The 22,137-nt window shown below is 68.3% G+C and carries 22 protein-coding genes and 1 pseudogene; 18 read left to right on the forward strand and 5 right to left on the reverse strand.

Annotated features, from left to right (window positions below; genetic code table 11):
- The 8 genes and pseudogenes from ACOZHM_RS13235 to recO all read left to right on the forward strand — a co-directional run.
- Positions 1-307, forward strand: a pseudogene (locus ACOZHM_RS13235) (anti-sigma factor); the annotation flags it as partial.
- Between the two features lie 89 nt (positions 308-396).
- Positions 397-1,914, forward strand: a complete 1,518-nt coding sequence (locus ACOZHM_RS13240; protein ID WP_421569784.1) for a DegQ family serine endoprotease — start codon at positions 397-399, stop codon at positions 1,912-1,914.
- A gap of 145 nt (positions 1,915-2,059) precedes the next feature.
- On the forward strand, positions 2,060-3,850 hold the full coding sequence (lepA, locus tag ACOZHM_RS13245; protein WP_421569922.1) for a translation elongation factor 4: 1,791 nt from the start codon (positions 2,060-2,062) through the stop codon (positions 3,848-3,850).
- Between the two features lie 24 nt (positions 3,851-3,874).
- Positions 3,875-4,669, forward strand: coding sequence for a signal peptidase I (lepB, locus tag ACOZHM_RS13250; RefSeq protein ID WP_421569785.1), 795 nt, complete (start codon positions 3,875-3,877; stop codon positions 4,667-4,669).
- Between the two features lie 33 nt (positions 4,670-4,702).
- Positions 4,703-5,086, forward strand: coding sequence for a DUF4845 domain-containing protein (locus ACOZHM_RS13255; RefSeq protein ID WP_421569786.1), 384 nt, complete (start codon positions 4,703-4,705; stop codon positions 5,084-5,086).
- Positions 5,076-5,756: a ribonuclease III gene (gene rnc / locus ACOZHM_RS13260; RefSeq protein ID WP_421569787.1), complete on the forward strand. Its 681-nt coding sequence runs from the start codon at positions 5,076-5,078 to the stop codon at positions 5,754-5,756. Before ACOZHM_RS13255 ends, rnc begins: the two co-directional genes overlap by 11 nt.
- Entirely contained in the window at positions 5,753-6,652 is a 900-nt protein-coding gene (gene era, locus ACOZHM_RS13265) for a GTPase Era (RefSeq protein WP_421569788.1), read from the forward strand. The genes rnc and era overlap by 4 nt, the downstream gene beginning before the upstream one ends.
- Before the next feature lie 30 nt (positions 6,653-6,682).
- The gene (gene recO, locus ACOZHM_RS13270; protein ID WP_421569789.1) at positions 6,683-7,405 is read left to right on the forward strand and encodes a DNA repair protein RecO; all 723 of its coding nucleotides are present in this window, start codon (positions 6,683-6,685) and stop codon (positions 7,403-7,405) included.
- Between the two features lie 169 nt (positions 7,406-7,574).
- Here the strand turns inward: recO and ACOZHM_RS13275 are convergent, their stop codons facing one another.
- Positions 7,575-8,297, reverse strand: coding sequence for an Hpt domain-containing response regulator (locus ACOZHM_RS13275; protein WP_421569790.1), 723 nt, complete (start codon positions 8,295-8,297; stop codon positions 7,575-7,577).
- Between the two features lie 138 nt (positions 8,298-8,435).
- On the opposite strand from ACOZHM_RS13275, the gene rlmD reads away from it, so the two are divergent.
- The 10 genes from rlmD to ACOZHM_RS13325 all read left to right on the forward strand — a co-directional run bounded on the left by rlmD (position 8,436) and on the right by ACOZHM_RS13325 (position 16,347).
- Positions 8,436-9,767 (forward strand): 23S rRNA (uracil(1939)-C(5))-methyltransferase RlmD, encoded by a 1,332-nt coding sequence (rlmD, locus tag ACOZHM_RS13280; protein WP_421569791.1) that lies wholly within the window; start codon positions 8,436-8,438, stop codon positions 9,765-9,767.
- 1 nt (position 9,768) lies between these two features.
- Positions 9,769-10,260: a CYTH domain-containing protein gene (locus tag ACOZHM_RS13285; protein WP_421569792.1), complete on the forward strand. Its 492-nt coding sequence runs from the start codon at positions 9,769-9,771 to the stop codon at positions 10,258-10,260.
- A 242-nt stretch (positions 10,261-10,502) separates the two neighbouring features.
- On the forward strand, positions 10,503-11,189 hold the full coding sequence (locus tag ACOZHM_RS13290) for a DsbA family oxidoreductase (RefSeq protein ID WP_421569793.1): 687 nt from the start codon (positions 10,503-10,505) through the stop codon (positions 11,187-11,189).
- A gap of 97 nt (positions 11,190-11,286) precedes the next feature.
- Positions 11,287-12,294, forward strand: a complete 1,008-nt coding sequence (gene nagZ / locus ACOZHM_RS13295) for a beta-N-acetylhexosaminidase (RefSeq protein WP_421569794.1) — start codon at positions 11,287-11,289, stop codon at positions 12,292-12,294.
- The gene (locus tag ACOZHM_RS13300; protein ID WP_421569795.1) at positions 12,294-12,848 is read left to right on the forward strand and encodes a hypoxanthine-guanine phosphoribosyltransferase; all 555 of its coding nucleotides are present in this window, start codon (positions 12,294-12,296) and stop codon (positions 12,846-12,848) included. Before nagZ ends, ACOZHM_RS13300 begins: the two co-directional genes overlap by 1 nt.
- Before the next feature lie 9 nt (positions 12,849-12,857).
- Positions 12,858-13,604, forward strand: a complete 747-nt coding sequence (locus ACOZHM_RS13305; protein ID WP_421569796.1) for an S-methyl-5'-thioinosine phosphorylase — start codon at positions 12,858-12,860, stop codon at positions 13,602-13,604.
- An 88-nt stretch (positions 13,605-13,692) separates the two neighbouring features.
- On the forward strand, positions 13,693-13,899 hold the full coding sequence (locus ACOZHM_RS13310) for a cold-shock protein (RefSeq protein WP_421569797.1): 207 nt from the start codon (positions 13,693-13,695) through the stop codon (positions 13,897-13,899).
- A gap of 162 nt (positions 13,900-14,061) precedes the next feature.
- Positions 14,062-14,622 (forward strand): hypothetical protein, encoded by a 561-nt coding sequence (locus tag ACOZHM_RS13315; protein WP_421569798.1) that lies wholly within the window; start codon positions 14,062-14,064, stop codon positions 14,620-14,622.
- Positions 14,623-14,706: 84 nt separating this feature from the next.
- Complete coding sequence (locus tag ACOZHM_RS13320; RefSeq protein ID WP_421569799.1) at positions 14,707-15,963, forward strand: FAD-dependent oxidoreductase; 1,257 nt, start codon at positions 14,707-14,709, stop codon at positions 15,961-15,963.
- Positions 15,964-16,074: 111 nt separating this feature from the next.
- Entirely contained in the window at positions 16,075-16,347 is a 273-nt protein-coding gene (locus tag ACOZHM_RS13325) for a hypothetical protein (RefSeq protein ID WP_421569800.1), read from the forward strand.
- A 44-nt stretch (positions 16,348-16,391) separates the two neighbouring features.
- Here the strand turns inward: ACOZHM_RS13325 and pdeM are convergent, their stop codons facing one another.
- Genes pdeM through ACOZHM_RS13345 form a run of 4 tightly spaced genes read right to left on the reverse strand, consistent with a single transcriptional unit; the run spans position 16,392 to position 22,096 of the window.
- Positions 16,392-17,036 carry a ligase-associated DNA damage response endonuclease PdeM gene (pdeM, locus tag ACOZHM_RS13330; protein WP_421569801.1) on the reverse strand — a complete coding sequence of 215 codons (645 nt, stop codon included), beginning with the start codon at positions 17,034-17,036 and terminating at the stop codon, positions 16,392-16,394.
- Positions 17,026-19,473 (reverse strand): ligase-associated DNA damage response DEXH box helicase, encoded by a 2,448-nt coding sequence (locus ACOZHM_RS13335; protein WP_421569802.1) that lies wholly within the window; start codon positions 19,471-19,473, stop codon positions 17,026-17,028. The genes pdeM and ACOZHM_RS13335 overlap by 11 nt, the downstream gene beginning before the upstream one ends.
- A 14-nt stretch (positions 19,474-19,487) precedes the next feature.
- Complete coding sequence (locus ACOZHM_RS13340; protein ID WP_421569803.1) at positions 19,488-21,092, reverse strand: ATP-dependent DNA ligase; 1,605 nt, start codon at positions 21,090-21,092, stop codon at positions 19,488-19,490.
- Positions 21,089-22,096 carry a ligase-associated DNA damage response exonuclease gene (locus ACOZHM_RS13345; protein ID WP_421569804.1) on the reverse strand — a complete coding sequence of 336 codons (1,008 nt, stop codon included), beginning with the start codon at positions 22,094-22,096 and terminating at the stop codon, positions 21,089-21,091. The genes ACOZHM_RS13340 and ACOZHM_RS13345 overlap by 4 nt, the downstream gene beginning before the upstream one ends.
- Positions 22,097-22,137: the final 41 nt, after the last annotated feature.

Genomic DNA, 22,137 nt, shown 5'->3' on the forward strand with positions numbered 1-22,137 from the left:
GGCCAGCGCCACCCGCACCCAGCAGGCCGCCCGCGGCGTGGGCAGCCGCAGTGCCGAACCGCAGCGCGCGGTGGCCAGCCAGGCATCGCCCGTGCCGGCCCCGCCCAACGCCGAGCACCGCCCGTTGCCGTTCGGTGATGTCAGCACCCTGCAGGCCCGGCCGTGGCCGCGTTCCACGCTGGGCGGCAGCGGCGCGCTCAACGCCAGCTTCTCCACCCAGGAGCCACAGGCGGCGTTTTACCCGTTCGAACCGCGCCTCCAGGACGAAGGCTCGGCCGCACCCCCGGCGCGCAGGCAGCGCGACTGAGCCGGTTGTCACCGTCCCATCGGGCGCTGCGCATGCCGCGCAGCGCTCCCCCCTTTCTTTCTGATCCCTGACCCGGAGGCTCGAGTCTGATGACCGCCCGTATCCGCATGCACGCCATGGCCCTGGTGGCCATGACCCTTCCCCTGGTGGCCTGCGCCCAGTCGCCGGCCCCGGCCGCGCCGACGGCCGCCGCTGCACCGCGTGCGCCCGCCGCGCCGCTGGTCAGTGGCCTGCCGGACTTCACCAACCTGGTGGAGCAGGTCGGGCCGGGCGTGGTCAATGTCGAAACCACCATCGTGCGCAGCAACCGCCAGGCGCGGGGTGCCGGGCCCGGCGGTGGCGACGACCAGATGCCGGAGTTCTTCCGGCGCTTCTTCGGGCCGGACTTCCAGATGCCGGGCCAGCCCGGTGGTGACGATGAAGGCCCCAGCATCCGCGGTCGCGGCATGGGCTCGGGCTTCATCATCTCCCCCGACGGTTATGTGCTGACCAACTACCACGTGGTGGCAGACGCCGGCGAAGTGAAGGTCAAGCTGGGCGACCGCCGCGAGTTCGTCGCCAAGGTGGTCGGCAGCGACCAGCAGTACGACGTGGCCCTGCTGAAGATCGAGGGCAAGAACCTGCCGACCGTGCGCGTGGGCGATTCGAACACGCTCAAGCCCGGCCAGTGGGTGGTGGCGATCGGTTCGCCGTTCGGCCTGGACCACTCGGTGACCGCCGGCGTGGTCAGTGCGGTCGGGCGCAGCACCGGCGGCCAGGATCAGCGCTACGTGCCGTTCATCCAGACCGACGTGGCCATCAACCAGGGCAATTCGGGCGGCCCGCTGCTCAATACCCGCGGTGAAGTGGTCGGCATCAACTCGCAGATCTTCTCCGCCTCGGGCGGCTACATGGGCATCAGCTTCGCGATCCCGATCGACCTGGCCATGGGCGCGGTCGAGCAGATCAAGAAGAACGGCCGGGTGAGCCGCGGCCAGCTTGGCGCGATCGTCGGCGCCATCACCGGCGATGTGGCGCAGGGCTTCAACCTGCCCGACAGCCGCGGTGCGCTGGTCAACGAACTGGTGCCCGGCAGTGCTGCCGCCAAGTCCGGTCTGGAGGTCGGCGACGTGATCCGTTCGGTCAACGGCACGCCGATCAACACCTTCAGCGACCTGCCGCCGCTGATCGGCGCGCAGCCGCCGGGCAGCAAGGTCCGCCTGGGCGTGCTGCGCGACGGGCGGGAGCGTGAGATCACCGCGACCCTGACCGAGCTGGCCGACGACGCCGCCCGCGGCCCGACCGGCCCGGCAGCGGCCGACGCCGCGCCGCAGGCCGGCGCCAATGCCCTGCTGGGCCTGGACGTGGCGGACCTGACCGCCCCGCAGCGTCAGCAGCTGGGCCTGGATGCGGGTGAGGGCGTTCGCGTCACCCGCGTGAACGGCCAGGCCGCCCGCGACGCCGGGCTGTCGCCGGGCATGGTGATCCTGCAGGTCGGCCGGACCCCGGTCGGCAATGTCGGTGCGCTGAACAAGGCGCTGGGCGGCTACAAGAAGGGCGATGTGGTCATGCTGCTGATCCGCGCCAACGACAGGAGTGCCTTCGTGCCGGTGAAGGCCGGCCAGTAGCCCCCGCCATTGCTGCGTTTCCGGGCCCGCTTCGGCGGGCCCGGTCGTATTTGGCCTCCGGCACGCGGGAGGGGGTCGGGCATGCGATAATGTGCCGTTATCCTGACGACGCGACGCGCCGCCGCCACCTATGTCCTCTGATTCGATGCGGAACATCCGCAACTTCTCCATCATCGCCCACGTCGACCACGGCAAGTCCACGCTGGCCGATCGCATCATCCAGCTTTGCGGTGGCCTCCAGGCCCGCGAGATGGAGGCGCAGGTGCTCGACTCCAACCCGATCGAGCGCGAGCGTGGCATCACCATCAAGGCCCAGTCGGTGTCGCTGCCGTACGTGGCCAAGGATGGGCAGACCTACCACCTGAACTTCATCGACACCCCCGGGCACGTCGACTTCTCCTATGAAGTCAGCCGCTCGCTGGCCGCCTGCGAAGGCGCGCTGCTGGTGGTCGATGCCGCCCAGGGCGTGGAAGCGCAGTCGGTCGCCAACTGCTACACCGCGGTCGAACAGGGTCTGGAAGTGGTGCCGGTGATCAACAAGATCGACCTGCCCACCGCCGACATCGAACGCGCCAAGGCCGAGATCGAGGCCGTCATCGGCATCGACGCCACCGACGCGGTGGCGGTCAGCGCCAAGACCGGCCTGAACGTGGTGGACGTGCTGGAGGCGATCGTGCATCGCATCCCGCCGCCGGTGCCGCGCGATACCGACAAGCTGCAGGCGCTGATCATCGACTCGTGGTTCGACAACTACCTGGGCGTGGTCTCGCTGGTGCGCGTGATGCAGGGCCAGATCAAGGCCGGCGACAAGCTGCAGGTGATGTCCACCGGCCGCAACCACCAGGTCGACAACGTCGGCGTGTTCACCCCCAAGCGCAAGGTGCTGCCGGCGCTGCGTGCCGGTGAAGTGGGTTGGGTCACGGCCAGCATCAAGGACGTGCACGGCGCCCCGGTGGGCGACACCCTGACCCTGGCCGCCGACCCGGCCGCCAAGCCGCTGCCCGGCTTCCAGGAAATGCAGCCGCGCGTGTTCGCCGGCCTGTTCCCGGTCGATGCCGAGGACTACCCGGACCTGCGCGAAGCGCTCGACAAGCTGCGCCTGAACGACGCCGCGCTGCGCTTCGAGCCGGAAAGCTCCGAGGCGATGGGCTTCGGCTTCCGCTGCGGCTTCCTGGGCATGCTGCACATGGAAATCGTGCAGGAGCGCCTGGAGCGCGAGTACAACCTGGACCTGATCAGCACCGCGCCGACGGTGGTCTACGAGGTCCTCAAGACCGACGGCACCATCATCAACATGGACAACCCGGCCAAGCTGCCGCCGGTGAACATGGTCGATGAAATCCGCGAGCCGATCATCCGCGCCAACGTGCTCACCCCCGAGGAGTACATCGGCAGCATCATCAAGCTCTGCGAAGAGAAGCGCGGCAGCCAGATCGGCATCAATTACCTGGGCAGCCAGGTGCAGATCAGCTACGAGCTGCCGATGGCCGAGGTGGTGCTGGACTTCTTCGACAAGCTCAAGTCGGTCAGCCGCGGCTATGCCTCGCTGGACTACCACTTCGTGCGCTTCGACGCCGGTCCGTTCGTCCGCGTGGACGTGCTGATCAATGGCGACAAGGTCGACGCACTGTCGCTGATCGTGCACCGCAGCCATGCCGACCGCCGCGGCCGCGAGCTGTGCGAGAAGATGAAGGAATTGATCCCGCGGCAGATGTTCGACGTGGCCATCCAGGCCGCCGTCGGCTCGCAGATTATCTCCCGCACCACGGTCAAGGCGATGCGCAAGAACGTGCTGGCCAAGTGCTATGGTGGCGACGTTTCGCGCAAGAAGAAGTTGCTGGAGAAGCAGAAGGAAGGCAAGAAGCGCATGAAGCAGGTCGGCCGCGTGGAGATCCCGCAGGAAGCCTTCCTCGCCGTGCTGCAGATGGACAAGTAAGGCTCCCGTTCCCAAGGACACTGCATGAAACTGTTTGAGATCCTCCTGGTCGTATTGACGCTGTCCTCGGGTCTGATCCTGCTGGCCGACAAGCTGTACTTCGCCAAGCGCCGCCACGCGAACGCCGGGCTGCTGGACTCCGAGCCGGTGCTGGTGGACTACTCCCGGGCCTTCTTCCCGGTGCTGGCGATCGTGCTGGTGGTGCGCAGCTTCATTGCCGAGCCGTACAAGATTCCCTCCAGTTCGATGATGCCGAACCTGCTGATCGGCGACTTCATCCTGGTCAACAAGTTCGCCTACGGCCTGCGCCTGCCGCTGAACAACCTGAAGATCGTGCCGATCGGCGAGCCCAAGCGTGGCGACGTGGTGGTGTTCCACTTCCCCGGCCATTCGGACAACGACCCGAACAAGGGCGAAAACTTCATCAAGCGCGTCATCGGCGTGCCGGGTGACGAGGTGGTGTTCCAGGGCAACGGGCTGATCCTCAACGGCACCCCGGTCAAGTACGAGAACAAGGGGCTGTATGCTGGGCACCGTGGCCAGGGCGAGGGCAGCTCGCTGCTGGTCGAACACCTGCCGGGCCGCACCCATACCGTCCTGGAGACCGATTACCCGCGTGGCGAAGGCCAGTGGACCGTTCCGGCAGGCAAGTACCTGGTGATGGGCGACAACCGCGACAACAGCGATGATGGCCGCTTCTGGGGCCTGCTGCCGGAGGAGAACCTCCGTGGCAAGGCCTTCCTGATCTGGCTGAACTGCTCGGGCTGGTTCTGCAAGGACGGTTTCGAGCCGTCGCGGATCGGTACCGGGATCAACTGATTTTCTGGCAAACGCGTATCTGGGGAGAACGCAATGAAGACGATGAAGACGCAGCGTGGCATGACCCTGACCTCCTTCCTGGTCGTGCTGTGCGCTGTAGGTTTCGCCCTTTACATCGGCATGAAGCTGTTCCCGATGTATTCGGAGTTCTACGCCGTCAAGGCCGCGCTCAAGGGCGTCGCCCAGGAACCTGGCGTGGCCAACAAGGAGCCGGGACAGGTGCAGGAGATGTTCTTCCGTCGTCTGTACATCAACTACTCCGAAACCGTGAAGCCGGCCAACGTGAAGTTCGAACGCGTCAGCGGCGGCTGGAACATGAAGGTCAACTACGAAGTGCGTCGCCCGCTGATCGGCAACCTCGACGTGGTTGGCAAATTTGAAGCCCACCAGGAATTGACCCTTAGCGGTGCCGACTAACACTTTCAAACGCGGTGACCGCATCGGTCACGCCTTCAGCGACCCGGGCCTGCTTCAGCAGGCCCTGACGCATCGCAGTGCCGGCACGCCGAACAACGAGCGGCTGGAGTTCCTCGGCGACAGCATCGTCAACATGATGATTGCCCAGGCGCTATACCAGCGCTGGCCCAAGGCCGACGAGGGCGCGCTTACCCGCGCCCGGGCCGAGCTGGTGCGCGAAGGCGCGCTGGCGGTGATCGCCCGCACCCTCGAACTGGGCGACCGGCTCACGCTGGGGCCCGGCGAAATGAAATCCGGTGGCCACCGCCGGGACTCGATCCTGGCCGATGCGCTGGAGGCCATCGTGGCCGCCATCTACCTGGATGCGGGCTTCGCGGCCTGCCAGGCGGTGGTGCTGCCCTGGTTCGGCCCCTCCATGGAGGCCCTGCCGGCCACCGGCAAGCCCGAGAAAGACCCCAAGACCCGGCTCCAGGAATGGCTGCAGGGCCGACAGAAGGCGCTGCCGCTGTACGAATTGGTGTCAGAATCAGGCGACGATCACGCCAAGACCTTCCGGGTACGCTGCGGCGTAGCCGATCCCGCTGTCAGCACCGAAGGCGAAGGTGCCTCGCGACGGCTGGCCGAACAACAGGCGGCTGCGGCCGCCCTCGAGCAACTGGATTCCAAGTGAGCGAAGCAGCAACCCCCCATCATTGCGGCAGCGTGGCCGTCATTGGCCGCCCCAACGTCGGCAAGTCCACCCTGACCAACGCCCTGGTGGGCGCCAAGGTCAGCATCGTGTCCAACCGGCCGCAGACTACCCGTCACCGGCTCCTGGGCATTGCCAGCTACCCGGAAGGGCAGCTGGTGCTGGTCGACACCCCCGGGCTGCACCGCGTGCAGAAGCGCGCCATGAACCGGGTCATGAACCGCGCCGCGCGCGGCTCGCTCGAGGGCGTGGACGCCGGCATGCTGGTGATCGAAGCCGGCCGCTGGGACGACGAGGACACGCTGGCATTCAACGTGCTGAGCGATGCTGGCGTGCCGGTGGTGCTGGTCGTGAACAAGGTGGACCGCCTGAAGGACAAGGCCGCACTGCTGCCGTTCCTGCAACAGGTCACCGAAGGCCGCACGTTCGCCGCCGTTCATCCCATTTCGGCGCAGAAGCGCAACGGCCTGGAAGCGCTGGTGCGCGACCTGCTCAAGCTGCTGCCGGTCGCCCCGCCGATGTTCGGCGAAGATGAAATCACCGACCGCAGCCAGCGCTTCCTTGCCGGCGAGCTGGTCCGCGAGCAGCTCATGCGTCAGCTGGGCGAAGAGCTGCCGTACGCTACTACGGTGGAGATCGAGCGCTTCGTCGAAGACGGCAACCTGCTGCGCATCGGTGCGGTCATCTGGGTCGAACGCGAAGGCCAGAAGGCGATCGTGATCGGCAAGGGCGGTACCCGCCTGAAGGACATCGGCGCCAAGTCGCGCATGCAGATGGAGCGCCTGTTCGACGCCAAGGTCTTCCTGGAGACCTGGGTGCGCGTGCGCGAAGGCTGGTCCGACGACGAAGCCGCGCTGAAGGCCTTCGGCTACGAGTAAGCCCGTCGGGCTGCTCCGGCACCGCAGGCCATGCGCATCGAAGACGAACCGGCGTTCGTGCTGCATGCCCGCTCCTGGCGGGAGACCAGCCTGCTGGTCGAAGTACTGACCGAACAGTACGGGCGCATCGGGGTGCTGGCGCGTGGCGTCAGCAGTCCGCGCAGCCAGGCGCTGCGTGCCGCCCTGCAGCCGCTGCAGTGGATCCGCCTGACGGCGGTGCAGCGCGGCGAGCTGGCCCAGCTGCGCGGCGCCGAGGCACTGGATGCCGCGCCGCGCTTGACCGGCGACGCCATGCTCGCCGGCTTCTACGTCAATGAACTGGTGATGCGGCTGGCACCCCGCCAGGATCCGCTGCCCGAGCTGTTCGAACACTACGGCCTGGTCCGGCACCGGCTGGGGAGCGGGGAGCCGTTGGCCTGGACCCTGCGCCGGTTCGAGCGGGACCTGCTGGAAGATCTGGGCTTCGGCTTCGACCTGGCCCATGGCAGCGATGGCGAGCCGATCGATCCGGCCGCCCGCTATGAACTGGACCCACTGGAGGGGCCGCGCCGGCTGCTCAGCGAACGCGGCATCGACCCGCGCCGCGGCACGGCCACCGGCAGCGCGCTGCTTGCGCTTGGGGAAGACATACAGCCTGGCGCCGACGACCTGGCCAGCCTGCGCCGCGGCATGCGCGCGCTGCTGTTGCACCACCTGGGCGGGCGCGGGCTGAAATCGTGGGAGATGCTGGAGGATCTGGCGCGGCGGCGGTGATTTCCGTGCACAGGATCATGGCTTTGACACGCATGGCGGTTTACGTGCGCAGGGTCATGGCTTTGACACGCATGGCGTGTCACTACGATCCTTGGTCGACCGGGTTTGGGGTCGAACGTTGGGGGTGGGCTGCACCCGTAGGGACACGCCATGCGTGTCTGCGGGGTGCCTAATGCAACAGGGACTCTACCGCCGCGCGGAACTGGGTGTGGGCGCCGTTGGATTCCGGGGTCTGGTGCAGCTGGCGGACCGCGCGGGCCAGACGGGCCGCGCCTACGAAACCGCAGCTCGCCTGCAGGCGGTGCAACTGGCCCTTGAGCGTGCCCACATCGTGCTGCAACACCGCCTGGGCCACCGCATCGCGGACCCCTGGCAGCTCGGCAAGGAACAGCTCGCGCAGGGCGATCAGATGGTTGCGCTGCCCATTCAGGGCGGCCAGGGCGGTGATCTCGTCCCAGTCTTCACGCTCGGCGTCGGTGTTGTCGCTCGATGCCGGGGCGCCGCCCGGGCTGTTCACCAGCGCCCGGCGCACGGCCTTGAGCAACTGCTCACGGCTGAGCGGCTTGACCAGGGTGTCGCTGAAGCCGGCATCGCGCAGGCGCGCATGGATGCTGGTGTCGCCATCGGCCGTATGGGCCAGCGCCGGGGTATCCGGTCGCGAACGGCGCAGCGCGTGCAGCAGCTCGGCGCCATTGCCGTCCGGCAGGTTCACGTCGATCAGCCACAGGTCGTGCAGGCCGGCCTGGCCACGGTCCATGGCACTGGCCAGCGAATCGGCGGTGTCCACCTGGGCGGGTAGGGTCTCCAGCGCGGCCTTGAAGAAGCCGCGGCTGATGGTGTCGTCCTCGACGAGCAGGAGTCGGGGGACGGGTACCCTCGGGGTCATCTGCATTGGGGGCTGCCTCCATGTCAGCTATGCGCATATTAAACACGATGCGGCGTCCTGCAAGCGTTACGAAGCGGCCAGCCGGCAGCCGGGCACGCGTATCTGCGACAATACGCACCCTTTTTGCCCGCAGCCTGTTGCCACGTGGCCCGATCCCGTTCCCGCCTCGACAAGACCCCGTTCCAGACCGACATCCTCGACCTCAGCCATGACGGACGGGGCGTTGCCCGCCGTGAAGGCGAGGGCGGCAAGGTCACCTTCATCTCCGGCGCGCTGCCCGGCGAAGTGGTGCGCGCCGAACCCACGGCCCGCAACCGGCACTTCGACGAGGCCCGTACCGTCGAGGTGCTGCAGCCGTCGCCGCAGCGGGTGACCCCGCGCTGCCCGCATTTCGGCGTCTGCGCCGGTTGCGTGCTGCAGCACCTGGAGGAGTCGCAGCAGATCGTGGCCAAGCAGCGGGTGCTGATCGACAACCTGACCCGCATCGGTCACGTCACCCCGGGCAGCGTGTTGCCGCCGCTGGTCGGCGATGCCTGGGGTTACCGCCGCAAGGGCCGCTTCTCCGTGCGCCGCGTCGAGAAGAAGGACAAGACCCTGGTCGGCTTCCGTGAGCTGGACCCGCGCTTCGTGGCCGACCTGAGCCAGTGCCTGACCGTGATTCCGCAGATCGGCATGAAGGTCTCGGCGCTGTCGACCTTCATCGAAAGCCTGGACGGCAAGCGCGATATTCCGCAGGTGGAGTTCATCGCCGGCGACGACGCGATCGTGCTCACCATCCGCCACATGCTCCCGCTGAGCGATGCCGACAAGCATGCCTGGGCCGCCTTCGGCGAGGAGCACGGTTTTGCCATCTACCTGCAGCCGGGCGGCGTGGAGTCGGTGCATCCGCTCGTGGCCGAGGTGCCGCTCTCGTTCCGCCTGGCCCCATGGAATATCGAACTGGCGTTCCGCCCGCTCGATTTCATCCAGGTCAACGCCACCCTCAACGAGAAGATGATCGCGTTGGCGCTGGAACTGCTCGACGCCGGTCCGGACGAGCGCGTGCTGGATCTGTTCTGTGGCCTGGGCAACTTCACCCTGCCGCTGGCGCGCACCGTGCGCGAAGTGGTCGGCGTGGAAGGCGAGCCCGGGCTGGTGGCGCGCGCGAAGGAGAACGCCGCACGCAACGGCCTGGACAACGCGCAGTTCTACGCCGCCGACCTGACCCAGGACCAGCGCCAGACCCCGTGGATGCGCCAGGGCTTCGACAAGCTGCTGCTGGACCCGCCGCGTTCGGGCGCGATCGAAGTGCTGCAGCAGCTGCCGCTGAAGCAGTTCAAGCGCATCGTATACGTCAGCTGCCACCCGGGTTCGCTGGCGCGCGACGCCGGTTACCTGGTCAACGAACAGGGCTTCACCCTGGTCTCGGCGGGCGCGATGGACATGTTCCCGCATACCGCGCATGTAGAAAGCATTGCGGTCTTCGAGAAGCGCTGACATGGGCATCGAGATCGAACGCAAGTTCCTGGTCAACGGTGATGGCTGGCGCGCCGCCGCACATGCGGTGCTGCCGATGGCGCAGGGCTACATCAACGACAGCGCCTCGATCGACAGCGGCACGCAGCAGGCCTCGGTGCGCGTGCGCATCCAGGGCGAACAGGCGTTCCTCAACCTGAAGTCGCGCGACATCGGCCACACCCGGCAGGAGTTCGACTACCCGATTCCGGTCGATGACGCGCGCGCGCTGCTGGCGCTGTGCGTGGGCGGGCTGATCGACAAGCGCCGGCACCTGGTCCGGCACGGCGGCCTGCTGTGGGAAGTGGACGAGTTCCTGGGCGACAACGCCGGGCTGGTCGTGGCCGAAGTCGAGCTGGACGATGCCGCGCAGGCCATCGACCTGCCGGAGTGGGTGGGCGCCGAAGTGACCGACGACGTCCGCTACTACAACCTGGCCCTGGCCGCGCACCCGTTCAGCCGCTGGGCGAAGTAGCTGGGTGGCCGCCCGCCGGCCGGCCGGGCCCCTTTTTTTTGAAGGGGGGAACCCATATGGGGGGGGTGGAAATATGATTGTGGTGCGGGGGGGGGGGGGGCGTTGTGCTCCCCGCCCTCCCCCCTAACACCGCGGGGCGCGGGGGCCCCCCGCGGGCGGGGGGGGGGGCGTTTGGGGGGGGGCCCCCCCCCCAGGCCGGCACTGCCCATTGTGTTGGAAGGGCGCATCCCCATGTCGGGGGGATGAAAATCGATATCTGGTCCGACGTGGTGTGCCCCTGGTGCTGGATCGGCAAGCACCGTTTCCAGCAGGGCCTGGCCCTGCTGGGCGACGATGCGCCTGCCGTCGAGGTGGTCTGGCATCCCTTCCTGCTCGACCCGGACGCCGGCACCCGACCGGTGCCCCTGCGTGAGGCGTATGCCGCCAAGTTCGGCAGTGCCGAGCGCACCGAACAGATCCTCTCCCAGACCCAGACCACCGCGCGCGCCGAAGGCCTGCCGATGGACTTCGACCAGGGCCAGGTCCGTGTCACCACGTTGCCTGCGCACCGGCTGATGTGGCTGGCCGGTCGTGAAGGCGTGCAGGCCGAGGTCGGCGAGGCGCTGTTCCGCGCCCATTTCGTCGAGGGCCGCAACCTGGCCGACCCGCAGACCCTGACCGAGGCCGGGGCGGCCGGCGGCCTGGCCGCCGAGCGGATCACCGCGCTTCTGGCCGGCGACGAGGGCCTGGAGGAGATCCAGGCCCAGCTGGCACGGGCCCACGCACTGGGTATTCAGTCGGTGCCCACGTTCGTGATCAATGACCGCTACGCGCTGCAGGGCGCCCAGCCGCCGGAGGCGTTCGCCCAGGCCCTGCGCCAGATCGCGGCCGAGATGCCGGACCCGCCGCCTGCCGAAGGCCAGTCCTGCGACGCACAGGGCTGCGCCTGACCGCCCGCCACGGCCCCCCGGCCGTGGCCTAGCGCGTGCGGGTTCTGCGACAATGCGGCGGTGCGCCATGCTGGTGCCCCGTTTTGGAGACTGACCCATGCTCGTGATCGGCGTTGCCGGGACCGAACTCACTGCCCAGGAACGCGATTGGCTGCAGCACGACGCCGTATCCGGCGTCATCCTGTTCAAGCGCAACTTCACCTCTCGGCAGCAGGTGGCCGACCTGTCGGCGGCCATCCGCGCCGCCGCGCCGCGGCCGGTGCTGGTCTGCGTGGACCAGGAAGGCGGCCGCGTGCAGCGCTTCCGCGAGGGATACAGTGCGTTGCCGCCGCTGCAGGGTTTCGATGCGCTGTACGCGCAGGACCCGGACGCCGCGCTGGCCCTGGCCGAGCAGCACGCCTGGCTGATGGCCAGCGAAGTGCGCGCCAGTGGCGTGGACCTCAGCTTCGCCCCGGTGGTGGACCTGGGGCGCGGCAACCGCGCCATCGGCGACCGCGCCTTCAGCGCCGACCCGCAGGTTGTCGCCGCGTTCACCCGCGCGTACGTGCGCGGCATGCACAGCGTGGGCATGGCCGCCACGCTCAAGCATTTCCCCGGCCACGGCAGCGTGCTGGAAGACACCCACGTGGCGGCGGCCAGCGACCCGCGCGCGCTTGACGAACTGCGCGCGCTGGACCTGCTGCCGTTTGCGGCCGGCATCGAGGCCGGCGCCGATGCCGTGATGATGGCCCATGTGGTCTACCCGCAGGTCGCGCCGGAACCGGCCGGCTATTCGCCGCGCTGGATCCAGCAGATCCTGCGCGGGGACATGGGCTTCCGTGGCGTGGTGTTCTCCGACGACATCGGCATGGCCGGGTCGTTCTCCGTCGGTGGCGTGCAGGCGCGTGTGCATGCGCACCTGGATGCGGGCTGCGACGTCGTGCTGGTCTGCCACCCGGAGCTGGTCGACGAGGCGCTGCGCGCCGTCGAGGGCCGCCCACTCAATACTGCCGCGCTGCTCGGCCTGATCGGCCGCGGCGCGCTTGGCTGGGACGGCCTGCTGGCTGACGCCCGCCATGGCAGCTCCCAATCCCGTTTGCTTGACACCCTTGGAAGAACCGTCTGATGCCCAACCTCACCATTTCCCAGGCCCTGGCCCAGGCCGACCTGCTGGTCGACCGTCCCACCATCGACAAGGCCATCGCCGGCATCGCGGATGCCATCGCGGCCGACTACAAGGGCGAAGTGCCGCTGTTCCTGTCGATCATGCACGGTGCGCTGCCGTTCGCCGGCCAGCTGGCGCTGGAGCTGGGCGCGCGCGGCCAGGACCTGCAGTTCGATTACCTGCACGCCACCCGTTACCGCGGCGAGACCACCGGCGGTGAGCTGGTATGGAAGCACAAGCCGGCCACCGCGCTGTTCGGCCGCCGCGTGCTGCTGGTCGATGACATCCTCGACGAAGGCTTCACCCTGCAGGGCGTGCGCACCTGGTGCCTGGAGCAGGGCGCCACCGACGTGCGCATTGCCGCGCTCACCGTCAAGAAGCACGACCGCGCGCTGCCCGACGTCAAGGCCGACTACCCGGGTATCGAACTGCCGGACCGCTACGTGTTCGGCTTCGGCATGGACGTCAACGAAGCGTTGCGCGGCGTGCCCGCCATCTATGCGATGAAGGAATAAGCAGCGCCCATGGAAGCCATCTCCCTGGCCGTCATCGGCGGCACCGGTGTGTACAAGCTGGCCCAGCTCGATGACGTGAGCAGCCATGCGGTGGAAACCCGTTACGGCACCCCGTCCGGTCCGATCCGCGTCGGCACGCTGCTCGGCCAGCGGGTGGCGTTTCTGGCCCGACACGGCGAAGGCCATTCGCTGCCGCCGCACAAGATCAACTACCGCGCAAACCTTGCTGCGTTGCAGCAAATTGGTGCCACGCGCGTGTTGGCGCTCAACACCGTGGGCGGCATCACCGAACACTTCGGTCCGCGGGTGCTGGCCTGTCCCGACCAGCTGATCGACTACACCTGGGGCCGTATCTCGACCCTGAGCGAGGAGCCGGGCAGCGAAGTACTGCACGTTGATTTCGGCCATCCCTACACGCCGATGCTGCGCAGCAAGGTGCTGGCGGCGGCCAAGGTGACCGGCGTGCGCCTGCACGACGGCGGCTGCTATGGCGCCACGCAGGGGCCGCGGCTGGAAACCAATGCGGAAATCGCGCGGATGCGCCGCGATGGCTGCGACCTGGTCGGCATGACCGGCATGCCCGAGGCCAGCCTGGCCCGCGAACTCGGCCTGGACTATGCGTGCCTGGCCATCGTGGCCAACTGGGCCGCCGGCTGTGGCGATGGCGACGAGATCACCATGGCCGAGGTGCTGGCCAATGTGGATGCGGCGTCGGCCGGATTGCCGGAACTGATTGGCGAAATGGCACGCGGGTGATTGTCATTGCGTAACAAGCTTTGCATACTCCGCCAGTGCGCTGGTTGAGCGTACACCACCCATTCATTGAAGAAGGTCTCGCATTACCATGCCGAACGGTACCGTCAAGTGGTTCAACGACGCCAAGGGATTTGGCTTTATTTCGCCGGAGGACGGCAGCGCCGACGTCTTCGCGCACTTCTCCGCGATCAACTCCAAGGGCTTCCGCAGTCTGCAGGAAGGCCAGAAGGTCACGTATGACGTGACCCAGGGCCCGAAGGGCGCCCAAGCCTCGAACATCGCGCCGGTCGAGTGATCCACTCCGCCGCGTGCTGAAAAACCCCGCTCCGGCGGGGTTTTTTTTCGGCTGCGGTACTCTCGCGATCTTCATGTGGCCTGCACATTCGCTCCATTACGGTCGGGCTTGCCTGCGCTGCGCCATGGCCGGGTGATCTGCAATGCAACGGGGGAAATGCCGATGTCCCAGCATGTCGCTGTGGACAGCGTTTTTCCTGTTGGTTCGCATCATCACCTGGAAGCCACAATCATGGAAAACATCATCCGCAACGGGGATTTCAGCAGCGGGCTGTCACATTGGAAGGCGAACAAGGGGGTCGACACTGCTGTCGACGGCGGCCGCCACTACGCGTACTTCGACAAGGGCGTGGGAATTACCCAGGAGCTCAACGGCATGGAAGGCGGCATGCGATGGCTGCTGCGTTTCGAGGTTGGCGATTATCCGTTGAAGCCCACCGTCTGGCAGACGTCGATGGTGCGGCCGTCGCCGTTGGAGCTGCCCCGCGTGCAGCGCGAGGAGCCCCTGCTCAAGGCACAGCTGGCGCTGTTGTTGTTCGATGGCACGACCTACTGGCAGTCCATGGACACGTTCGATGTGTACCCGAGCTGGGGAATGGTGTCACGCGCGTTCGACGTTCCCGAACGCTGCGATGTCGGCGATGTGTCGATCAAGCTTTACGACTTCCCGGGACAGCCCGATCGTTCCATGGCTATCCGCGGCATTGAGCTATTGAAAATCTGAGCAGGTCGATGTCCCGGGACCGGGGACCCCGGTCCCGGTGCAGATCGTCGATAATGGCGGCTTCGCACCGCGACAGGACGTCACATGCACCACCGCACCATCGCCATCGTCGGCTACGGCACCGCCGGCCAGGCGCTCTCCGTCCTGTTGTCGCGGGATGGCCACCAGGTGCATGTGTTTGAGCGTGCCGCCGCGCCGGGTCCGGTCGGTGCCGGCTTCCTGCTGCAACCCAGCGGCCTGGATGTACTGTGGCAGATGGGCCTGCTGCCCCAGGTGCTGCAGCATGGCGCGGCCGTGCGCCGCCTGTATGGCGAAACGCCCTGTGGCCGCCCGGTCATGGACATGCACTACGCAGGCCTGCACGCGCACCTGCATGGCATCGGCATGCAGCGCGGCGCGCTGTTCTCGCTGTTGGCCGATGCCTGGGAACAGCCGGGCAACCTGCAGGCCGACACCACCGTCGTCGATGTGGACACCGCCAACGGGCGCGTACGCGATACACGCGGAACGTGGCACGGGCCGTATGACCTGGTGATCGCCGCCGATGGCTCGGCTTCGTCGCTGCGCACCCTGGTGCAGGGCACCCGGCTGGACCGCGAGTACCCGTGGGGTGCGTTGTGGTGCCTGCTGCCACGCGGCGACTGGGCGCATCATGACGAGCTGCGCCAGCGCTACGTGGCCGCCCGCAAGATGATCGGCCTGTTGCCGGTGGGCACCCGCCCGGGCAATCCGCAGCCGCAGCTGAGCTTCTTCTGGAGCCTGCCGCGCGACCAGTTCGCGCAATGGGAGCAGGACGGCATGCCGCGTTGGCTGGACGAGGTGGCCACGCTGTGGCCACAGGCCCACCTGCGCCTGCAGGACGTACGCGATGGCGCGCAGCTGGCGCGCGCCGGCTACCGCGATGCGGTGATGACGCGCTGGCATCGCGAGCGGCTGGTGCTGGCCGGCGATTCCGCGCATGCCATGAGTCCGCAGCTGGGGCAGGGCGTCAACATGGCGCTGATGGATGCGCTGGCACTGCGCGACGCATTGCGCGCGCATGCCGATCGCGATGCCGCGCTGCGTGCGTACCAGGCGCAACGCAGTGCGCATGTGGCCGTCTATCACTTCTGGAGCCGGTGGTTGACCCCGCTGTTCCAGTCCGAACGCGATACGTTGGCGCAGGCGCGCGATGTGCTGTTCAAGCCGATGGGGAATCTTCCGGGTGGCCGCGGGCACATGCTGCGCGTACTCAGCGGCACCCAGCGCGGCTGGTTGGGGAAGCTGAAGCTCTCGCCCGGTTTTGTCGAGGCGATGCGCCCACGCGAATCGGAAGAGGCATCAGCACATAACGCTTCGTAGCGGTGAACAGGGTGCTGCGTGAAGGTTCAACCAACACTTGTTGACGGTGGAATCACCGTCGCCATGGGAGAAAGGAAACGTTACTGGACCTCATCCCCCAAGGAGATAGACATGTTGTTTCCGGCCGACGTTCTCGATACTGAAATCTGCAAACTGCGCGGACTGCTGCAGATGTTGCACGAGGATCAGCCGGACGTGATGGAAGATATCTTCGAATTCCACGTGACCAGCCTGATCACCCACGCCGCGCAGGAACACCACGCGCGCATCCGCGCTGCGGCGCGGGCGATGCTGGCCGACGTGCTCAGCCGCCCCGTGCGGCCCAATCCGAATGCGCCGGATATCCGTTTGATGCCCGAGGTGTTGCTGCCCTCGGCGGCGTGAACAGCCGGCCAGAGGCCGGCTCTACCGTGCGGGGCAACACATACCTACCGCACGGGCAACACAATGGCGTGGTCTTCGACGCACGCCACCAGTTGTTCGCCGGCATCCAGCACCGGTGCGATACCCGCGGTGAATTTCGAATAGGCCGGCAGCACCGTCAGCCGATCGCGCAGCCAGAACGCCGGCCAGCGCCGCTGCATGCCGGGCAGCTTGGCCAGCGGATGCAGATGGCCGCACAGCACATGCAGCGCAGGGTGCGGCTGCGGATCGTGCCGCAGCAGAAACGGCCCTTCCTGCACGCGCTCACCGAGCAGCGTGATGCCCAGGTCCGCCTTCGGCAGCACGCGGTCGTGGTTGCCGGCCAGCGCACCGATTTCCAACGTCGGGTGCTGCTCCCGCCAGCCTTGCCATTGACGGTACCAGGCGGCGCGATGCGCCGCGCCGTGCAGCACGTCGCCCAGGATCCACAGCGTGCGCACGGGATGCTCGGCGAGCAGCCGCGTCAACCGCGCCAGGTCCTCGCCGGTGCCGCCGCTGGGCAGGCCGATGCCGGCACGCCGGAACAGATCCGCCTTGCCCAGGTGCAGGTCGGCGATCAGCAGCGCCTCGCGCGCAGGCCAATACAGGGCACGCTCGCCCAGCAGCCGCATGTCTTCGCCGGCAAGCGTAATAGCCGCATCAGTTGGCATGGCGCGTCGCCAGTTGGCTGGCCGCGCGCAGCACGCGCGTCTTCCAGTCTTCATTGCTGAGCTGCCCGCGCAGGCGCTCGGCCCACAGCGGGAACGACAGCGGTCCCAGCGTGGCGGGCGCCTGCAGGCACAGCGTACGCGCCTGGCAGCGGCGCAGCGTGTTGGCCAGGCCCTCCAGATCCAGCTGGCCGTGCAGCACTTCCTGTTCGGCCAGGCCCAACAGAATATGGTCCGGGTCATGCTGGCGCAGCACGTCATACAGCAGGCCGGCGGAGGCCTGCAGTTGGCGCAGGCTGCGTGGCGTGCGCCCGGGCAGCGCCGGGATCAACAGCCCGGACACCCGCGCGATGTCGCGGAACTGGCGACGGGCCAGCTCACCCAGGTTGAGGCTGTCGCGCAGGTCGGCGAACACGCCGTCCGGCTGCAGCAGTGCGCCGATCCGCGCCGCGTCCACCTCGACCGCGCGTGCCGGTGCCAGCACGAAGCCATAGTCGTTGGCGGCGTAACCAAACGTGTTGGCCTGCACCCGCGTCCAGCGCATTGCCATCAACGCGGCGATGCCTTCATTGACCTGGCGTCCGGCGAAGGGATACACGAACACGAACTGGCCGTCCCGCCGCCGCACCGTTTCCACCAGCAGCAGCGATGGGCCGGGCAGGGCGGAGACGCGCGCCTGCAGGCGCAGCAGGGGCGTCAGCCACTGCATTTCCGGGCTGGTGGCGGGCGCGGCGAGCACGGCCTCCATTTCCTGCCCCAGCGCCGCAGACAATGGCAGCCGCCCACCTTGCCAGCGCGGCACCACGCCTTCGCCGCCGCGCGCCAGCCGCACATAGGCCGTGAGGTTTTCCAGGCGTACCAGTTCCAGCAGGCGGCCGGCGAACTGGAAGTGGTCGCCGGGACGCAGGCGACCCACGAACTGTTCCTCCACGGTGCCCAGCCGACCGCCGCGCAGGAACTGCACCATGACGCTGCCGTCGCTGGTGATGGTGCCGATCGACAGCCGGTGGCGCAGTGCCACGCGGCGGTCGTGCACGCGGTACACGCCATCGGCGTCGCGCACGACTTTGTGGAAGTCCGGGTACTGTGCGAGCGCCTGGCCACCCTGCACGATGAAGTCGAGCACGCCCTGCCAGTGCGCCGCATCCAGCGCCGCGAAGGCGTGCGTGCGGCGGACCTGCTCCAGCAGCGCATCCGCCTCGAAACCGCCACCCAGCGCGCAGCTCACGCAATGCTGCGCCAGCACGTCCAGCGACAGCCGCAACGGGCGCCGCGCCTCGATCACGCCGTCGGCCAGCGCGCGCCGCGCGGCGGCATACTCCACCAGCTCCAGCGCATGCGAAGGCACGCACACGATGTGCCCGGATTCGCCCGGGCGATGGCGTGCACGCCCGGCGCGCTGCACCAGCCGCGCGATGCCTTTCGGGCTGCCGATCTGCAGCACCTGGTCGACCGCAGGAAAATCCACGCCCAGGTCCAGGCTGGAGGTGGCCACCACGCAGCGCAGCACGCCGTCGCGCAGGCCCTGTTCCACCACGCGCCGTTGCGCCGGGTCCAGCGAGCCATGGTGCAGGCCCAGCGTGGCGGGGTCTTCGGGCCACACCGCCGACAGCGCCTGGTGCCAGAGCTCGGCCTGCGCGCGGGTATTGGTGAACAGCAGGCTGGTGCCAACCGAAAAGAGTTTCTCCTGCACGCGTTGCAGCTGCGACAGGCCCAGGTGGCCGGCCCACGGGAAACGCTCGCCCTGCGCCGGCAGCAGCGTCTCCACCGCTACCGCACGCGGGCGCACGCCCGCCACCAGCGGTGCATCGGGCCGATCGGGCAGCAATACCTCGCGCGCCTCATCCAGGTTGCCCAGCGTCGCCGACAGCCCCCACACCTGCAGCGCGGGCAGCGCATCGCGCAGCCGCCGCAGGTTCAACTGCAGCAGCACGCCACGCTTGTTGCCCACCAGCTCGTGCCACTCATCCACCACCACGCAGCGCAGCTGGCGCAGATGCGCCAGGGTGTCGGGATAGCTCAGCAGCAGCGCCAGCGACTCGGGCGTGGTCACCAGCACGTCCACGCGACCTTCGCGCGCCAGCCGCTTGTCGCGCGCGCTGGCATCGCCGGTGCGCAGGCCCACCTGCCAGTCCAGCCCCAACGCATCCAACGGTTCGCGCAGCGCGCGTGCGGTGTCGCTGGCCAGTGCACGCAACGGGGTGATCCACAGCACCTGCAAGGCCGGTACCGTCTTGCCCTTGCGCCCGGTGGTCGCACGCGGCAGCGGATCGGCCAGCGCCTGCAGCAGCGGGCCGCCGAACATCGCCAGCGTCTTGCCGCTGCCGGTGGGTGTGTGCAGCAGGCCCGATTCACCGGCAAGGTAGTGCCGCCACATCGTCTTCTGGAACGGCAGCGGCGCCCAGCCGCGGCTGGAGAACCACGCGGTCAGCCGGGCCATCGCCTCACGCCGCGTCACCGCGCCAGCGCCTGCAGCTGCGCCAGCGTATCGGCCTCACTGGCCGGCTTGTCGTGCCGCCAACGCAGGATGCGCGGGAAGCGCACCGCGATGCCCGACTTGTGTCGTGTGCTGCGGTTCACCGCCTCGAAGCCGAGTTCGAACACCTGCTCGCCGCGCACACTGCGCACGGGGCCGAAGCGTTCCAGCGTGTTGGCGCGGATCCAGCGGTCCAGCGCCAGGATCTCCTTGTCGTCCAGGCCCGAGTACGCCTTGGCCACCGGCACCAGCCGCTCGCCGTCCCACACGCCGAACGTGTAGTCGGTGTACAGCGTGCTGCGCCGGCCGTGGCCGGCCTGCGCGTAGATCATCACCGCATCGATGGTGAGGGGATCGATCTTCCACTTCCACCAGTCGCCGCGCCGCCGCCCACTCTGATAGACCGAACTGCTGCGCTTGAGCATCAGTCCTTCCACGCCGCGCTCGCGCGCCTGCGTGCGTTGCGCCGCCGCGGCAGGCCAGTCGGCGGCGGCGAGCGCCGGTGACAGGACAAGGCGTGGGTCGCCCAGCGTGTCCAGCACCGCCGCCAGACGCGCGCGCCGCGTCGCCAGCGGTAGCTGGCGAAGATCCTCGCCGGCCAGCTCCAGCAGGTCGTAGGCCAGCACGCGCACCGGCGTGTCGCGCAGGGTCTTCGGGCCGGGCTTGCGCCGCTGGATGCGTGTCTGCAGTGCGGTGAACGGCAGTGGCTGCGTCTCGTCATCGCGCCATGCCAGCAGCTCGCCGTCGATCACGGTGCCCTCCGGCAGTGCCATCGCCGCGTGCTCGATCTCCGGGAAGCGACCGTCCAGGCGTTCCTCGCCGCGCGACCACAAGGCGACCTCGCCCTGGCGGCGCAGCAGCTGCAGGCGGATGCCGTCCCACTTCCATTCCAGCGTCCAGTCGTCGATCGGACCCAGGCCGGTCACGTCGGCTTCGAGTGGCGAGGCAAGATAGAACGGGTACGGCTGCTGCCGGTCCTCGGGCAGTTCCTCCGGCGTCAGCAGTGTGGCCAGCAGGCCGGGCGAGGGCACCCACGCCCCGAGCATGCGCTGGGCGATGCGTGCGATGTCGATGCCCGACAGCTCGGCCAGTGCCTGCTGCACCAGGCGCTGCGACACGCCCACGCGCAGCGCGCCGGTGAGCAGTTTGTTGAACACCAGCCGTTCGCCGGCAGGCAGTTGCCGCCAGCCTTCTTCCACGGCCGCGCGCCGTACCGCTTCGGGTTGGTTGGCCACCGCCAGCAGATGGCCTTCGATCCACTCGGCCAACGGCCGTTCCGGCGCGGAGGCGTGTGGGTCGTCGAGCAGCAGCGTGAGCGTCTCGGCCAGGTCGCCGACCTGGTCGTAGCTGTCGGCCACCAGCCAGTCCGGCAACCCGGACGCGGCGGCGATCCACGCGCGCAGTTCGCCGCTGCTGGCAATCTTCTGGCGTGCGCCGCCCACCTTGCCGCCACTCAGCAGGTACAGCGCCCACGCTGCATCGTGCGGCTGCGCGGCGCGGAAGTACGCGACCAGCGCGGCGCGTTTGTCGAGCGTGGCGGTGCTGCGGTCCAGGCGCTGGTACAGCGCGGCGAAGGCCCTCATTCCTCGCTCCCGAAATCGGTGCGGAAGGCCTCGGCCGCGATGCCGCGTTCGCGCAGGAACGGAATGAGCGCATCGGTATTGCCGTGGGTGGCGATCACGCGCCGCGCCCCGGTCTGTTCGATGGTCTGCAGCAGCGCCGGCCAGTCCGCGTGGTCGGACACCACGAAGCCGCGGTCGTAATTGCGCCGGCGGCGATTGCCGCGCAGCCGCATCCAGCCCGACGCGAAGCCCAGCTGGTGCTTGCCGAAGCGGCGCAGCCACGTGGTGCCGGCGGCCGACGGCGGTGCCAGGATCAGCTTGCCCGCGGCATCGGGCTCGCGGCCCTGTTCGGCCACCGTGTGCGTTTCCAGCATCGCAATGCCGGCCTGCCGGTACACCGCCACCCCATTGGCAATGGCGCCGTGCAGCCACGCCGGCTGGTCGTCCAGCGGCAGCAGTTCGGCCAACACCCGCTGCGCCTTGCCCAGTGCGTAGCACAGCAGGATCGCGGCCTCGCCGCGTTGTTCGCACTCGTGCCGCCAGGCCACGATCTCGGCAGCGACCGCGGCGGTGTCCTGCCAGCGGTAGATCGGCAGCGCGAACGTGGCTTCGGTGATGAAGACATCGCACGGCACCACCTCGAACGGTGCACAGGTAGGATCGGGCTGGCGCTTGTAGTCGCCCGACGCCACCCAGACCTGCGTGCCGTCATCGATGCGCACCTGCGCCGAACCCAGCACGTGGCCGGCCGAATGCAGCGACACCTGCACGCCGCCCAACGTGAAGCGTTCACCGTAGTCGTGTGCGTCAAGCGCGACATCGCCCAGCCGCCAGCGCAGGATCGGCACGCTGCCGGTGCTGCAGTAGTACTGGCCCATGCCGCTGCGCGCATGGTCGCCGTGGCCATGGGTGATGACTGCGCGCGGCACGGGCCGCCACGGATCGATATGGAAGTCGCCTGCCGGGCAGTACAGGCCTTCGGGGCGCAGCACCACCAGATCATTGTTCGCCACATTCACGGTCATGCCTGCACTGTGCCGCCGCGCTCGTGCAGGAGGTGAGAATC

It is taken from the genome of Stenotrophomonas sp. PD6 (assembly GCF_049199305.1).
Lineage (GTDB): Bacteria > Pseudomonadota > Gammaproteobacteria > Xanthomonadales > Xanthomonadaceae > Stenotrophomonas.